This is a genomic window from Litchfieldia alkalitelluris (assembly GCF_002019645.1).
In the GTDB taxonomy this organism is placed as follows: domain Bacteria; phylum Bacillota; class Bacilli; order Bacillales; family Bacillaceae_L; genus Litchfieldia; species Litchfieldia alkalitelluris.
In genome coordinates, this window is sequence record NZ_KV917374.1 from 1,188,540 (window position 1) to 1,204,245 (window position 15,706).

Genomic DNA, 15,706 nt, shown 5'->3' on the forward strand with positions numbered 1-15,706 from the left:
ATATAATCAGGTCTCTTAGTGACGGAAAGTCATCCCTATTATCTTCAGGGTTACCTAGCTCTGAATCACTTTAACTGCAAATCTGCGGTTCCTTGGTCCATCAAACTCACAAAAATAAACCCCTTGCCATGTCCCTAACAATAATTTCCCACCTGAAATGATCAGTGTTTGAGAATGACCAACCGTACTGGTTTTTAAATGCGCTGCCGTATTTCCTTCCATATGCCGATCCTTTTGGTGATGCCAAGGATAGACTTCATCAAACCTTCTTAACATATCAATCTTTACATCTGGATCAGCGTTCTCATTTACTGTAATACCAGCAGTTGTATGTAAGGATGACACAACGATAATTCCTTCAGAGACCCCTTGTTTTTTTAACCATCCATTAATAGTAGCCGTAATTTCAATCATTTGGTCACGTGAATGTGTTTTTAATTCGAAAAGATGTTCCATATAACATACCTCCATGTTGATTCGTATTCATAACTAATAACAAAAGATGGAGCGTAAAACAAGTTCCATTTTTATTTTTCCCTTGAAATCAATCCTTATATTTGACATTTCAGGCAATCCAACTAAAAATAGGTAAATAGGTGAATAATTTAGTTAGTTAACTATTTTTTGAGGAAGTGAACTGATGTTAGCCATGTTTAAATATTTGAAGGGCTATACCTTGCAAATAATAGGTATAGTAGTTTTTACATTAGCGGGAAGTGTGTTGGAGTTATATCTACCAACATTGATGGCTGATGTCGTCGATATTGGAATTGTGAATAATGATATGCCATTTATATTGCAAACTGGAGGATGGATGATTGTTTGCGCACTTGCAGCTATACTTTTCACAATCGCCGTATCTTACTTTTCTTCAAAGGTTGCCTTAGGCTTTGGGAGAGATGTAAGAAGGAGTTTGTTTATACATGTTGAAAACTTCTCACTTCAATCATTTGATAAAATCGGACCAGCTTCGCTGATTACAAGAACAACAAATGATGTGAAGCAAATCCAAGATGTATTAAATATGATGCTGAGAATGATGACTAGAGCACCATTAATGCTAGTTGGTGGAATTATCCTTGCAGTATCAAGGGATCCAGTGTTATCACTTGTGTTTTTAGGAGCATTACCTCTTTTAGCACTTTCTATATTTCTCATTTCTAGAAAGGCAATCCCATATTTTACGTCACTTCAAAAGAAAACTGATCGTTTGAACTTAATTTTAAGAGAAGGACTTATAGGCATAAGGGTTGTTCGAGCCTTTAATCGTGTTAGTTTTGAAAAACAACGATTTAATGAAGCCAATGAAGACTTTCGTGATACGGGTATTAAGGTTAATAAGCTAATGGCCTTGTTATTTCCAATGATGATGATCATGATGAACTTTACAAATATTGCAATTGTTTGGTTTGGGGCAATTAGAATAGATGCAGGATTAATGCAAGTAGGGAATCTAATGGCTTTTCTACAATACGCGATGATGATTTTAATGTCACTAATCATGTTATCATTGGCGTTTATCATGATTCCTAGGGCACAAGCATCAGCAAAAAGAATTAACGAAATTCTGACGTTAGAAGCGGAGATTAAGGATCCGGAGAATCCTGAAAAAGATTTGAATGTTAAAGGACAAGTTGAATTTAAGAATGTTACATTTCGTTATCAAGGAGCAGAAAAACCGGCGATCGAAAATATATCCTTTCATGCAAAAGCGGGGGAGACTACTGCAATTATAGGAAGTACTGGTGCGGGAAAATCAACATTGGTAAAGCTCATCCCACGCTTTTATGATATTGAGGAAGGCTCTATCCTAGTAGATGGAGTAGATGTAAGAAATATGACACAACAAAGCCTTCGAAATAAGCTAGGTTATGTTCCCCAAAAAGCAGCGTTATTTAAAGGAACTATAGCTGAAAACATTAAATTTGGTAAAACGGATGCAAATGAGAGCGAGATCATCCAAGCACTCACAACCGCTCAAGCTCTTCAATTTGTGAATGAGTATGATGAGGGCGTAGAGACCATTGTTGAACAAGGCGGAGCGAATTTATCAGGTGGACAGAAACAGCGACTTTCAATTGCACGAGCGTTAATTCGCAAACCTGAAATTTATTTATTTGATGATAGCTTCTCTGCACTGGATTATAAAACAGATGCGAAGTTACGTGAGGCATTAAAGCAGGAAACAAAGGAAGCAACGATTATTTTAGTTGCTCAAAGAGTAAACACAGTAATCGTTGCTGATAAAATAATTGTGTTAAATCAAGGCAAGATTTCTGGAATGGGAACTCATGAAGAGCTTTTAAAAGAAAATGAGGTTTACCAAGAGATTGTTGCATCTCAACATGTCGAGGAGGTGGGCGCATGAAAAACAAGGTAGGAAAAGGCTCTTCAACCTCAAAAATGAAAGGGATGGGTCCTGGGCCTGGTCCGATGGGATCAGGAGAAAAACCGAAAGAATTTAAGAGAACACTATTCTGCTTGTTAGCTTATTTAAAACCTAGAAAAGGTCGGCTTGTTCTTGTAGCGATTGCTGCGATATTTTCTACTGTTTTTAATGTGATCAGTCCAAAGCTTCTCGGTGATGTAACTACGTCATTATTTTCTAGCTATACGAATGATGTACGGGTTGATTTTGAGTTTATTGGAAGAATTGTCTTCATGTTAATTGGATTATATATTTTTTCAGCCCTATTTTCGTACATTCAACAATATATCATGGCAGGTGTTTCACAAAAAACGAGTGCTGAAATTCGAGAGGCTGTAAATGAAAAGTTATCAAGATTGCCGTTGAAATACTTTGATCAACATTCACATGGAGATGTCCTTAGTAGAGCAGTAAATGATATTGATAATATTAATAACTCCTTACAGCAAGCTCTTTCTCAACTAATCACATCAATCATTTCAATCCTTGGTATTTTAATTATGATGCTTATCATTAGCCCATGGCTAACTCTTGTTACATTAATTTCATTTCCATTAAGCATGCTTGCAATTCGATTTGTTGCCTCTTTTTCTCAAAAGCATTTTATTGGTCAGCAACATGAATTAGGAACAATTAATGGTCATATTGAAGAAATGTTTTCCAATCATCAAATTGTTAAGTCATTTGGACATGAAAAATCTGCAATCGAACAATTTGATAAAATCAATGACCGACTTTATAAATCAGGATGGCAAGCTCAATTTTACTCAGGCTTGATGATGCCACTTATGATTTTTGTGGGGAACTTAAGTTATGTGTTTGTTAGTATTGCGGGTGGTTTTCTTGTATTAAATGGAAGTATTCGACTTGGTGATGTTCAAGCCTTTATTCAATATTCACAGCAACTATCACAACCGATGGCGCAGGCAGCAGGTATTGCAAATATGATTCAAGCAGCGATTGCTTCTGCTGAACGGGTATTTTCTCTTTTAGATGAAAATGAAGAAGAAAAAGAGGAGCCGCTTCAAACAGATATGAACAGAATTGAAGGGCATATTACCTTCAATCATGTTCGATTTGGTTATGAAAAGAATAAACCAATTATTAAGGATCTAACTCTTGATGTCAAAGCAGGACAAACGGTGGCAATTGTTGGACCTACTGGGGCGGGTAAAACAACAATCATTAACTTACTCATGAGATTTTATCAGATTGACGCTGGAAGAATCCTTGTAGATGGAATCGATATGAACGATATGTCTCGAGAGCAGGTACGGTCACTTTTTGCAATGGTTCTTCAGGACACATGGCTATTCAATGGGACCATTAAAGAAAATATATTGTATGGCCGTGAGAATGCATCAGAAAATGAAATCATTAGTGCAGCAAAAAGTGCATATGCAGATGAATTTATTCGGACATTGCCAGATGGGTATGAAACTATGTTAGGTGAAGATGCAACAAATATTTCGCAAGGCCAACGCCAGCTTTTAACAATAGCAAGAGCGATCTTGGCTGATCCTAAAATCCTCATTTTAGATGAGGCAACAAGTAATGTTGATACCCGAACAGAGATGAATATTCAAAAAGCGATGAATAAATTAATGAAGGGAAGAACAAGCTTTGTGATTGCCCATCGACTATCAACAATTAGAGGAGCTGACATGATCCTAGTTATGAACAACGGCGAGGTTATTGAAAAAGGCTCACATAATGAGTTGCTAAGTCAAAATGGGTTTTATGCCGAATTATATCACTCTCAATTATCAAGAAGTATCGCGAACTAAAGTGACACTCAATCTGTCTAATAATACATAGGCAGATTTCTTTCCTGTTTAAGAATTGTTGTGATAAAGTGCATTGTTGATTGAATCAGTATTGTATAATTTTATGTGTTTCTTAGACTTGGATCGCAGCTCATGGAACTCCACAACCAAAGTTATTTTCAGGGTAGACCTAATATACATGATTACTATATATCCAGGAGAAAATGTAATTGTTCGACTAAAGGAGGAGTTGGCTTGGATACATCAGGCTTAACAGCAAATGAAGGTAAAGATATAAAAGAAATTAAACGAAAGCCTATTATGATTTCGTTAATCATAGGAGCATTTTTCGCAATATTAAATGAAACATTATTAAACGTTGCTTTTACTGATTTAATTCATGAATTTCAAGTTGATGCTCCAACGATACAGTGGTTAGCGACAGGATTTATGTTAGTTGTAGGAGTACTCGTACCAATAACAGCATTATTAACTAGCTGGTTTACAACAAGACAAATGTTTATTGGGGCTATGATAGTGTTTACAATTGGAACAATAATCTGTGGCATTGCGCCTAATTTTTCCACTTTACTAATTGGACGCCTTATTCAAGCGTGTGGAACAGGATTGTTAATGCCAGTAATGATGAATACGATTCTTTTAATTTATCCACCACACCAAAGAGGAGGAGCCATGGGGACAGTTGGATTGGTTATCATGTTTGCTCCAGCAATTGGACCGACAATCTCAGGGATTATTCTTGAAGCGTTAAATTGGCGTTGGCTATTTTATATTGTCATTCCATTTGCTATTTTCTCTATTGCGTTTGCAAGTGTATATCTTAAAAACGTATCAGAGGTAACAAAGCCAAAAGTTGATTTTGTCTCTGTAATATTATCTACACTAGGTTTTGGTGGAATTGTTTTCGGATTTAGTAGTGCGGGAGAAGGAAGTGCTGGATGGACACACCCTGAGGTTTACTTAGCAATTATTATTGGTTTTATCTCACTCATTCTGTTTGTTTGGAGACAATTACGTCTAGAGGAACCAATGTTAGATGTAAGAGTATTTAAATATCCAATGTTTGCATTGACTACTATTTTATTAATTATTTCAATGATGACCTTATTTTCAACCATTATTCTCTTACCAATGCTATTACGAGGGGGCCTTGCATTCTCAGCATTTATGACAGGAATTGCACTCCTACCAGGTGGACTTATCAATGGGTTAATTTCACCAGTAACAGGCCGTCTATTTGATAAATATGGGCCCAGAAAGCTAGTTATTCCTGGTACACTCATTTTAGTTATAACGATGTGGTTTTTCTCGAATATATCAATGGAAACTTCATTGTTCACATTCATTATTCTTCATACGTTTTTATCGATCGGAATTGCTATGATTATGATGCCAACACAAACAAATGGGTTGAATCAACTGAACAGAAAGCATTATCCACATGGAACTGCCATATTAAACACATTACAACAGGTAGCGGCCGCAATTGGTGTAGCATTTTTTGTAAGCATCATGTCTACGGGACAAGACATCTACCTGAATCAATCTAATGACCCAACATCAACCAACGAACTAGCTCAATCGTTGATTTCTGGTGTGAAATTGGCGTTTACTGTTGGTCTAGGGTTCGCAATCATTGGATTGATATTAGCCTTTTTTATAAAAAGAACAATCTCACCAGAATCTGCAGACGAAGTGAAAGTTCATCAACATTAATCTTAAATCCTCTATAAGTAGAAATACTTGTAGGGATTTTCTAAAAGTAAATCGCATGCAAAATAGATTACACTTTAAATATGAAAATAGTGTACTCACCTAGTGTTGAATCCAATGGATTTGATACAATTGCTGAAGTAAAAGCAAGACGGAAGTGATCGTTTCACCTAGTGTGGAATGAGCGAAGAGCCACTCGACTCCTGCGGGATATGCGGTCAGCGTGAGACCCCGCAGGAGCAGCAAGCGACGAGGAGGCTCACGAACCGCCCCGCGGAAAGCGAGTGGATCACATAGCGAATGGAACTCATAAACCTAGGTGTTTTTAGGATAGACTTTAAGATAATTTTGGACCATTATAAGATATAATAAGAACATATACATAGATAGATAACATTACAATCTTAATAAAACTTAGAATGGGAGAGGTACCTTAATATGCATGTGATTGATTTACATTGTGATGCTTTATTAAAGCTCTGGGAACATAAAGGGGAATTACGATTTAGTGACTCAGAAGAACTTGAAACTAACAAGCAACGTCTGAAAACAGGGAAAGTTAAGGTTCAAAGCTTTGCTATTTTTATAGAACCAGAAATGAAGTCAGATCAAAAATTTCAAGCTGCATTAGACCAAATCGAGTATTTCTATACAGAGGTACTGGGTAAAAACCCTGAGATGAAACAGATAAAAAACTGGGAGGACTTTGATACACTTGAGGATAATGAAATTGGAGCGATGCTTACTCTTGAGGGTGTTGATGCAATCGGGAATGATTTGCAGAAATTAAGCATTCTGTTTCAATTAGGTGTCCGCTCTGTGGGCTTAACTTGGAATAATGCAAATTTAGCGGCAGATGGAGCGGGTGAGCCGAGGGGAGCAGGCCTCACCACTTTAGGCATTGAAATTGTCCAAATGAACAATAAGCATCAAGTACTTACTGATGTCTCCCATCTTAGTGAGAGAGCATTTTGGGATGTAATGGAAATTGCAGACTATCCAATCGCAAGTCATTCGAATTCAAAAGCCCTATGTGACCACCCACGTAATCTTACAGATGCGCAGGCAAACGAAATGTTTGTGAAAAACGGTCTGATTCATGTGGTCTATAACCCTCCATTCATAAATGAAAAAGGCCCTGCGACGATTGGAGATTTAATTAAACATATTGATCACTTCTGTAGCCTTGGAGGAGTGAACCAAATTGGCTTAGGCTCAGACTTTGATGGAATAAGTAAGTTCATTATTGATTTAGAAGATGCTTCAAAAACGCAAAATCTAATCAATGAGCTCTTAAAATATTTCACTGAGGACCAAGTAAAAGGATTTGCCTACCTAAACTTTCTAAACCATCGACCAAATATGAAATAAGTAAAGAAAATGTGAGTTTGAAAAAATCAGGACTCACATTTTTTATTTTTATTGGCTAACAAATCTAAATAAATGTCGCATCATGTAGTATGAACAGTGTATTTCCTTCGTGTGTAAAATCAATGAAACATACTGAAATAATCAAGGTTTATTTATCCAACAGTTGAAAAATGTAGTAAATTATTTCATCTGGATAATTTTTCAAATTGATAAATTAATAGTTTAATACCTAAGGTTCGGTTGCGTTTTCCATTTTTTAGATGGTGTTTTAAAATATTGCAGCTGTTACCTTCTAGTAGAGAAAAAGAATACTAGGAGGCCAACATGAAACTATTTAAAAAACTAGTGATTACTTCGACTCTTGCATTATCATTATTCGCTTTCAATAATGCAACTACTGAAGCATCATCAACAACTTATACAGTTAAAGCAGGAGATACACTATGGAAAATTGCTACTGCAAACAGTGTATCAGTTAATACCCTGAAACAGGAAAACAAGCAAACTACTAACACAATATATCCAGGGCAAAAGTTAGCGATACCACAAGCTATTAGTGCTGCAGACAAGGACTTAATGGCACGAATTGTTCATGCAGAAGCTAAGGGTGAGTCATATGCTGGTAAAGTTGCAGTTGCGACAGTGGTTCTTAACCGTGTGGACAGCTCTTTATTCCCAAATACGATTAAAGGTGTTATCTATGAACGCACATCAAATGGTGGCTATGCGTTCTCACCGGTAGGGAACGGCGCAATCAACCAAGCAGCAGATGCTAGTGCTAAACAAGCAGTAGAAGAAGCAATCGCTTTTAGAGGTCAAGGTAAAGGATCATTATTCTTCTACAATCCAGCTAAAATCACTAACAAATGGATTTTATCTAGAGAAGTTACTGTAGTAATCGGAAATCATACTTTTGCAAAATAAAGATAACGATACTATTTTCAACTGTATAATAATGACTGGAGAAAACAGGGAGAATTTATACAAAAAAATGGTTCCGTTTTAGGTTGCTTTAATATAAATAGACTCAAAATTGGCGTATGAATTAGCATACGCTTTTTCTTTATTTATCAAGGTTTCTACAATATTCCATTAACTTTGAAGTAGCAATTGACATTATTATTATGATGGGCAATAACTATTGGTACGATTAAAAAGAGGGTCAACCTTCTGTCATTTGCAGTTCCGTTTTGAGTATTGATTTTTATAAGCTGGTTGATAAAAAGCGTCTGATTCCCAAGAGGGTCCGCACTTTTTGGCTGTGGGCTCAGATTAAGAAGTCATCTGATAAATAGACGGAAACATTCCCCTTAATTGCTGATTATTATAAAAAAAGGCTTAAATAGACGGAGAGATTCCGCCTATTACCTTAAAAAATGCAAAATAGCCGATTTCTGCTTTACATAATCGGAAAAACTCCGCTTATTTATCCCAAAACGAGCTCCATCTGGCATCTAACCGGAAAAATTCCGCTTATTTCTCAAGACAATTTCATCTGAAGCATTACATGAACCGTATCACAAGTAAATGTGGTCTTATATAAATATGGTTCTTTTATACCTAATTAAGAGACAAGCCCTATTACTAAATTTAGTTTTACGACTTCCATATTAATGAATATTCGCACCATGGAGGATGAAAATGTTGTTCACTTAGTATGGAATGAGCGGAGAGCCACTTGACTCCTACGGGATCCAGTGGTCTTGCGAGACCCCGCAGGAGCTGAGCACCTGGCGACGAGGAGGCTCACGGACCACGCCGCGGAAAGCAAGTGGATCGCAGCTCATGGAACTCCGCTAACTAAATTATTTTCATGGTAGACTTCTATGCTAATTAAAATTAGCACCATGTAGGTGAAAAATTATACTTAGCTTAGTGTCTAGCTCCAGGCGCTATCGGCTCTCAGGTCTAAGACAAGCCACCCTAGAAGGTTAAAGAGCAACCTTCTAGCCGTCATGTCTTATGCCTGTCGCCGATGAACGAGCGCCTTCCGCATTTCTTTTTTTTCAGGGTAGACATCCATGCTAAATATGTATTTCGCACCATGGAGAATGAAAATAGGTACTTACTAAGTGTGGAATGAGCGGAGAGCCACTTGACTCCTGCGGGATCCAGTGGTCTCGTGAGACCCCGCAGGAGCCCCGAGGAGGCTCACGGACCACCCCGCGGAAAGCAAGTGGATCGCAGCTCATGGAACTCTACATCATTATGTATTTTCAGGGTAGACTTTTAGTAACTAATTACCAATTTCTAGTTTAATATCTTTTTCCGACTTTGTTAATAATTTGTTCATATTTTAAAGGTAACATAAACCTATCAAATAAAAGACAAGTTATAAATAGAAGGGAAGACTAATATGTTAACCGATTTAAAAAATAGAAAGAAATTTATAAGTATTGTAGTCGTAATTATTATAGCCATTATTATATCCACCTTTTTGTTGAAGAAAGAAGTAGTTGCAAGTGTCTCTGGTGTATCAATTACAAAAGCAGAATTATCGGACGAACTTTTCGAGCAATATGGAACTACTGTTTTAGATACGCTAATCACCAATAAATTAATTCAGCTTGAGTCTGAAAGTCAAAAGCTTACCGTTACTGACGAAGAAATACAAACAGAAGTAGATACATTAATTAGCTCATATGGTGGAGAAGAAACGTTCGCTTCTGTCCTAGAGTCAAACGGGACATCCATGAATACGGTTAAAAAGGATATTAAATTATATCTGTTGACTGAAAAACTTTTACAAGAAAGAATTACTATTACCGATGAAGAAATGGCAGCCTATTTTGAAGAGAATAAAGCCACCTTTGCCATCAGTGAACAGGTTGAGGCAAGTCATATTTTAGTTAAAGACGAAGAGACAGCAAATGAGGTCCTTTCCAAGTTAAATGATGGTGAAGACTTTGCCACACTTGCGAACGAATATTCAACTGATACAGCCAATGCAAGTAATGGTGGAAAATTGGGATTTTTTGGTAAGGGTGAGATGGTTGAGGACTTTGAAAAAGTCGCTTTTGATTTAGACATTGACGAGATTAGTGAGCCTGTAAAAACAGAACATGGCTACCACATCATCAAGGTTACAAATAAACAAGAGGCCACAGAAGCTAATTTTGAAGACAGTAAGGAAAGTATTAAACAAACTTTATTAGACGAAAAAATGAGTACTGAATACTCGACATTAGTTACAGAGTTAAAAGAGAAGTATGAGATTGAAACCTTTAATAATTAAATGGGACTTTAATTGGTTCATAAAGACCATAAGCATATTTACTAAAATAGCCTGTAAGTAAAAAACAAAAAGGCTCTTCCACTAATGATCATTGGAGAGCCTAATGTTTTTTACTATTTGAGCATTTACACCTTGTTCTTTTAGCTTTTTTACAATTTCTGTTAAAGATAAGACTGGCTTTTTCTTATTGGTTATCTCATTACTATGACTCATTCAATCCCTCATTTCACTATCTTTTGACTAACTGGTCATATTAATTATAATATTATGTGACTAACTGGTCAATTAAGTTTTTAGAAAAATTAAAAAAACGTTCTAAATTTGAACGTTTTGTGACATTAAATTTTTAAGTGATAGAAGGAAGCGATATCTTTACGATATCTGTCAAGTGTAGGGAAGTCTTTGAAGTTCGAAAGCATTCCTTGAATAACTGGTATTCTAGGTGAGTCTTTACTAATTTCAGTTTCTAAAACATCAAGTGAAATTAAAAGATCTTCATGTTCATCGAGTGCTTCGATTTGCTGACGTAATTGTTTTAAAACAGTTTCGATTTTTTGATCGTCATTTATAAAAAAAGTTTTAGTCTTTAACATTAAATTCGTTAATTTTGATTCGTTAAAAAGTGGTTCGTCGTCGGTAATTCCAGCCACAATATTATCCAATCTATTCATAATAAATTTAACGACCTTTTCAGTATTAAATTCAGTTGGATCAAGAAGTATTAAACGAATATAGGCTTGCATTAGCCCGTCAAGGAGAATTGATAAATCCCAAAGATAATCCTTTATTTTATCCCCGTATATAGCTTTAATAGCATTTTGATAAAATTCATGAGACTCTTTGTGCATCCTTAATAAAAAGAATTTAACGGACTCATTCAATGGAATAGCTTGTTCTCTTGTTTGCATGATAATAAATTCTTTTTCTTGAATGAGTATATCTAATAAAGATTCTAACTGACGTGTAAAGGTCTCTCTAGGTGGAAGTGTCAGGTTGTCAAACTTGTGTAAGTTATGTTGTATTTTATCATAATAGTACTCAAGAACAGACAATAGGAGCGAATCCTTTGACTTAAAGTGAAGATAAAATGCTCCTTTAGATATTCCACTTTCTACCGCTATTTCTTGAATTGATGTATTTGTAAACCCTTTTTGAGCAAATAATTTGATTGCTGTTTCAATAATGACTTTTTCCTTATCTTTCATTCCTAACACCTCCTAAGCTCTTGATATAAGGTGACCATAGGGTCATACAAAGTATAAAATGTTATGACTAATTAGTCAAATTTATAATGGGTTTACATTTAAGTTCAGCTAATTAAGAAGCCTCTTATGCAGGAAACGAAGTGCATAAGAGGCTTTTCATTTGGTTGTATTCGTAAACTTTGTTGCTTTTGAAATGTCTTTACTTTCTTTTAAACGATTAATTCGTCTCTATACTTTCTTCTTAAGCGAACAAGTCGAACTACATGTAAGACTACTGCTTTAATGACTGCATATGTAGGAACTGCAAGAATCATTCCGATAATTCCCCCAAAGCTCCCAGCACCAATTAATAATAAAATGATTGTTAATGGGTGGGTATTTAATCTTTTACCAATAATTAGAGGAGAAAGAACATTCCCATCAAGCTGTTGAACAATTAACACAACGATTGCTGCCAAAAGAGCTTTTGTTGGCGAATCAAGTAAACCAATTACGACGGCAGGTGCTGCTCCAATAAAGGGTCCTACATAAGGAATAATGTTTGTAATAGCGATAATCATTCCTAAAAGAAGAGCATATTTTAGGTCGATGATTAAGAAGCCAATAAAACATCCTGTACCGATCACTAGCGAAACAATCACTTGGCCCTGGATGTAGGTAGATAGTGTTACATAAAGATCTTTTAAAATAACGAGCACTTCGCTGCGATAAGAATTCGGGAAAAATTTAACGACTGTTTCAGAAAATCTATGTCCGTCCTTCAACATATAAAACAATATAAACGGAACAGTAATGATAATTAATGTAATGTTGGTGACAACACCTAAAACTTGACCAATACTTGCTGCAATATTATCAGGAATGGTTGCAACAAAGTTTAGGAATCCGGCTTCAATTTCATTAATAGATACATACTCTTGGGTCATAATCCACGTAAACCAAGGTTCCTCAGATAGTTGAATAACATAACCTTGGATGGCTGCAGCATACCTCGGTGAATTTCGGATGAAGTCAGTTATTTGTTCCGAAACCACTGGACCAATAAGTGAACCTAGTACAATGATTAGACTAATAAACAATAAGTATAATACAAGGATGGCAATCGCCCGAGGTGCTTTCCCTTTCTCTAAAAGTTTAACAATCGGGTTAAAGATAAAAAACAAAATTCCTGCAATTAATATGGGCAAAAAGAGAGTAGAACTAAAAACAATGATTGGCTGAAATAAAAATGAAACCCTTGATCCTACATATACAATCAATAAAACTAGTAGGATTTGAAGGGTCCAAAAGTGGACCTTCGACTTTAACACTAATGTTACCTCCTAAATCTAGAAATATCCTTATCTCATTAATTCCCATTATAACGTGAAATAATCGACAATCATCAATTAATTTTACGAAATCTGTTAATATATGAAATTTTTAATTTTTATGTATAAAGGTGAATCTATTTGTCCACTCTTATAGTGAGGTGAGGGGAAATGAAATTAAGTTTATCAATACTACTATTAATAACGATAGTATTTAACTTTTATAATCAGGTTATGGGAAATGAACATAAAGAGATGATAGATGAACTAATTGAAATAGCAGCGGAAAGTGGAGTAGAGTACTCTTCTTGGACAGTCTATAGTCGAGGTCTTATAGAGTATGTTGCTAATGAAACGGAACTGAATGAGAGATTTGAGAGTTTTATAGATGAACATCCTGAATTCGTGTGGAAAATAGAAAATGAAAAGGTTGATCATCATTTTTTGATGAAGGGTGTTAAAGAAAATAGCTCACAACAACTGTATGAAACGATTATAGTTACAGGTTATCTTTATAATGGTGAATACGAGATTAATGTAGCTTATGAAATCACCGGAGAAAGTTGGACAAAAGAAGTAAAGCAATATGTCTATTCAACCTATCAAACTAAATTTAATGATAGTGAAATGTTTTATACGATAAGAGGAACTCTAAATAGTGAATCCGAGAACTTGAAGAAAAAAGCAGAGCAACTCTTAAAGGGGTTTAATGGAGAATTAACAGAAGGACTTTTTGAACAAGATTTTATTAGTATGTCAGCTCTAGCAGATGAGATTGATGCTCCGGTTATGAAGAATGCAGGGCATGAAATGAATTTGCAAATTGGATTAAGAGCTAATGAGGCTTCAAATCTTGTAGATGTGACTATTGGGACGCCTATTATTACGACAGAATATTAATAATTGACACTAGGGCACGAGAAAATAATCTCGTGCCCTAGTGTTTTAGCTTCAAATTAATAAATAGCCTTAACCACAGCAAATTATGGTTTTGAAGTAGATTTCGCCACGGTCAATGAAGACTGATCTTCAGTTTCCTGTTCAGGATCTTCATTTGACTGACGTAAAGGAATTTCTTGTAGAAATAGTGTCAGTAAAATCGCAGAACCTACAATAATTCCACCAATTAGGAATACACCAGTTAATGAATAACTTAACGCTTCCCTTAACATCGATACCAACTGATCAAATACTCCGTTCATTTGATCTGGAAGACTCGCCTTAATCTCTGCTAGCTGATTAGGATCCATTAAAACCTGAGGGTTCTGCATTTTTTCTATGCTTGCTGCTACAGAAGGATCAAGATCTGATACGCTTTCCAAGTTCAAACCAGACTCTGCTGAAAGGTCTTCCATTTTTGTTTGCATTCGGGTAGCCATAATAGTACCCATGATTGCTACCCCGACCGTTCCTCCAATCTGCCGGAAAAGCTGAGAAGAAGCAGTTGCAACCCCTAAAAGTTTTTGTTCAACCGCATTTTGAATCGTTAATGTGAAGACTGGAAAGCTGATGCCTAGGCCGATTCCAACAATGATCATATGAATGACCGCAATGAAGTTTGTTGAATGTGTGCCCATAAAAGTCATTGACGTCATCCCGGCAGCCATAATTGTAAGCCCTAGTAAAGCCATTTTTTTATATTTACCTGTTTTTGTAATTAAAGAACCTCCAATAGTACTTGCAATAACCATACTTAATGTCATAGGCATCATCACAAGCCCTGAAGCAGTTGCAGATGTTCCAATTACTCCTTGAACGAAAAACGGCATATACATGATTGCACCAAACATACCTGCACCCTGTAAGAAACCGACCATATTAGATATAGTGAATATACTATTTTTAAAGAGAGGAAGAGGAAGAACTGGACTTTTCACTCTTTTTTCAATCATGATAAAAATAGTGAGTGCAATCACTGTAGCAATTAATAAGCTAATAATTTGGAATGATGCCCAAGGATATTGTGTACCGCCCCAAGAAAACGCAAGAAGCATGGGTATAATCGTTAATGTTAAGAAAAGCGACCCGAAATAATCAACTGGTTCTGTTTCCTTTCGCACGGTTGCAGGAAACATAAACATAATCATTAAGAAAGCAATAACACCGACAGGAAGAAACACCCAGAAAATCCAGTGCCAGTCTGTATTATCGACAATCCAACCACCTAAAGTCGGACCGAATACACTTGCTAAGCCAAATACCCCACTCATTATTCCTTGCCAACGTCCACGTTCACGAGGAGCAAATAAATCTCCCACCGCAGTAAATGCAGTAGACATAATCATCCCACCGCCAAGACCTTGAATTGCTCTGAATGCTATTAATTGACCAATTGATTCAGCTAAACCGGCCAAAAAGGAACCAACAATAAAAATACCTATCCCAATTAATATAAATGGTTTACGTCCGTATATATCAGAAAGCTTACCTACTAAGATGGCAGTAATACTTGATGCGAGCATGTATATAGTAAAAACCCAGCTGAAATATTCCATTCCACCCAATTCAGCGATAATTCTAGGTAACGCTGTACCGACTATGGTTTGATTTAAGGCTGCAAAAAGCATTGCAGCCATAATGGCAATCATGATAACTACTTTCTTTTTCTGTTCTAAATGCTCCATACATTCCTCCTAAACATACGCTAAAATTAGATA

Annotated in this window: 12 protein-coding genes; 7 read left to right on the forward strand and 5 right to left on the reverse strand. The window is 36.0% G+C overall.

Annotated elements, in window-relative coordinates; genetic code table 11:
- Positions 1-54: 54 nt before the first annotated feature.
- Positions 55-456, reverse strand: a complete 402-nt coding sequence (locus tag BK579_RS05395; protein WP_078544078.1) for a secondary thiamine-phosphate synthase enzyme YjbQ — start codon at positions 454-456, stop codon at positions 55-57.
- 184 nt (positions 457-640) lie between these two features.
- Between BK579_RS05395 and BK579_RS05400 the strand changes: the two genes are divergently transcribed.
- From BK579_RS05400 to BK579_RS05425, 6 genes are all read left to right on the forward strand, one after another.
- Positions 641-2,368: an ABC transporter ATP-binding protein gene (locus BK579_RS05400; RefSeq protein ID WP_078544079.1), complete on the forward strand. Its 1,728-nt coding sequence runs from the start codon at positions 641-643 to the stop codon at positions 2,366-2,368.
- 35 nt (positions 2,369-2,403) lie between these two features.
- Positions 2,404-4,215 carry an ABC transporter ATP-binding protein gene (locus tag BK579_RS05405; protein ID WP_078550407.1) on the forward strand — a complete coding sequence of 604 codons (1,812 nt, stop codon included), beginning with the start codon at positions 2,404-2,406 and terminating at the stop codon, positions 4,213-4,215.
- A gap of 300 nt (positions 4,216-4,515) precedes the next feature.
- Complete coding sequence (locus tag BK579_RS05410) at positions 4,516-5,931, forward strand: DHA2 family efflux MFS transporter permease subunit (protein ID WP_407936267.1); 1,416 nt, start codon at positions 4,516-4,518, stop codon at positions 5,929-5,931.
- Between the two features lie 435 nt (positions 5,932-6,366).
- Positions 6,367-7,299, forward strand: a complete 933-nt coding sequence (locus BK579_RS05415) for a dipeptidase (RefSeq protein WP_078544083.1) — start codon at positions 6,367-6,369, stop codon at positions 7,297-7,299.
- Positions 7,300-7,623: 324 nt separating this feature from the next.
- Positions 7,624-8,223, forward strand: a complete 600-nt coding sequence (locus BK579_RS05420) for a cell wall hydrolase (protein WP_078544085.1) — start codon at positions 7,624-7,626, stop codon at positions 8,221-8,223.
- A gap of 1,432 nt (positions 8,224-9,655) precedes the next feature.
- Positions 9,656-10,534 (forward strand): peptidylprolyl isomerase, encoded by an 879-nt coding sequence (locus tag BK579_RS05425; RefSeq protein WP_078544087.1) that lies wholly within the window; start codon positions 9,656-9,658, stop codon positions 10,532-10,534.
- Between the two features lie 81 nt (positions 10,535-10,615).
- Here BK579_RS05425 and BK579_RS26685 read toward each other — a convergent pair whose 3' ends face one another.
- The 3 genes from BK579_RS26685 to BK579_RS05435 form a co-directional block, all read right to left on the reverse strand.
- Positions 10,616-10,747, reverse strand: coding sequence for a hypothetical protein (locus BK579_RS26685; RefSeq protein ID WP_268876455.1), 132 nt, complete (start codon positions 10,745-10,747; stop codon positions 10,616-10,618).
- A 125-nt stretch (positions 10,748-10,872) separates the two neighbouring features.
- Positions 10,873-11,739 (reverse strand): TetR/AcrR family transcriptional regulator, encoded by an 867-nt coding sequence (locus BK579_RS05430; protein ID WP_078544089.1) that lies wholly within the window; start codon positions 11,737-11,739, stop codon positions 10,873-10,875.
- 209 nt (positions 11,740-11,948) lie between these two features.
- Positions 11,949-13,049 carry an AI-2E family transporter gene (locus BK579_RS05435; protein WP_078544090.1) on the reverse strand — a complete coding sequence of 367 codons (1,101 nt, stop codon included), beginning with the start codon at positions 13,047-13,049 and terminating at the stop codon, positions 11,949-11,951.
- A 171-nt stretch (positions 13,050-13,220) separates the two neighbouring features.
- Here BK579_RS05435 and BK579_RS05440 point away from each other — a divergent pair, with 171 nt between their 5' ends.
- A complete protein-coding gene (locus tag BK579_RS05440) occupies positions 13,221-13,949 on the forward strand; it encodes a YwmB family TATA-box binding protein (RefSeq protein WP_078544092.1) in 729 nt (242 codons plus the stop codon).
- 83 nt (positions 13,950-14,032) lie between these two features.
- Here the strand turns inward: BK579_RS05440 and BK579_RS05445 are convergent, their stop codons facing one another.
- On the reverse strand, positions 14,033-15,673 hold the full coding sequence (locus tag BK579_RS05445) for an MDR family MFS transporter (RefSeq protein WP_078544094.1): 1,641 nt from the start codon (positions 15,671-15,673) through the stop codon (positions 14,033-14,035).
- Positions 15,674-15,706: the final 33 nt, after the last annotated feature.

Bases quoted from the DNA above. Each gene is read 5' to 3' on its own strand.
- BK579_RS05440 (WP_078544092.1), top strand. From the start codon at position 13,221: ATGAAATTAAGTTTATCAATACTACTATTAATAACGATAGTATTTAAC.
- BK579_RS05420 (WP_078544085.1), top strand. From the start codon at position 7,624: ATGAAACTATTTAAAAAACTAGTGATTACTTCGACTCTTGCATTATCA.
- BK579_RS05425 (WP_078544087.1), top strand. From the start codon at position 9,656: ATGTTAACCGATTTAAAAAATAGAAAGAAATTTATAAGTATTGTAGTC.
- BK579_RS26685 (WP_268876455.1), bottom strand. From the start codon at position 10,747: ATGAGTCATAGTAATGAGATAACCAATAAGAAAAAGCCAGTCTTATCT.
- BK579_RS05400 (WP_078544079.1), top strand. From the start codon at position 641: ATGTTAGCCATGTTTAAATATTTGAAGGGCTATACCTTGCAAATAATA.
- BK579_RS05415 (WP_078544083.1), top strand. From the start codon at position 6,367: ATGCATGTGATTGATTTACATTGTGATGCTTTATTAAAGCTCTGGGAA.
- BK579_RS05410 (WP_407936267.1), top strand. From the start codon at position 4,516: ATGATTTCGTTAATCATAGGAGCATTTTTCGCAATATTAAATGAAACA.
- BK579_RS05445 (WP_078544094.1), bottom strand. From the start codon at position 15,673: ATGGAGCATTTAGAACAGAAAAAGAAAGTAGTTATCATGATTGCCATT.
- BK579_RS05395 (WP_078544078.1), bottom strand. From the start codon at position 456: ATGGAACATCTTTTCGAATTAAAAACACATTCACGTGACCAAATGATT.
- BK579_RS05405 (WP_078550407.1), top strand. From the start codon at position 2,404: ATGAAAGGGATGGGTCCTGGGCCTGGTCCGATGGGATCAGGAGAAAAA.
- BK579_RS05430 (WP_078544089.1), bottom strand. From the start codon at position 11,739: ATGAAAGATAAGGAAAAAGTCATTATTGAAACAGCAATCAAATTATTT.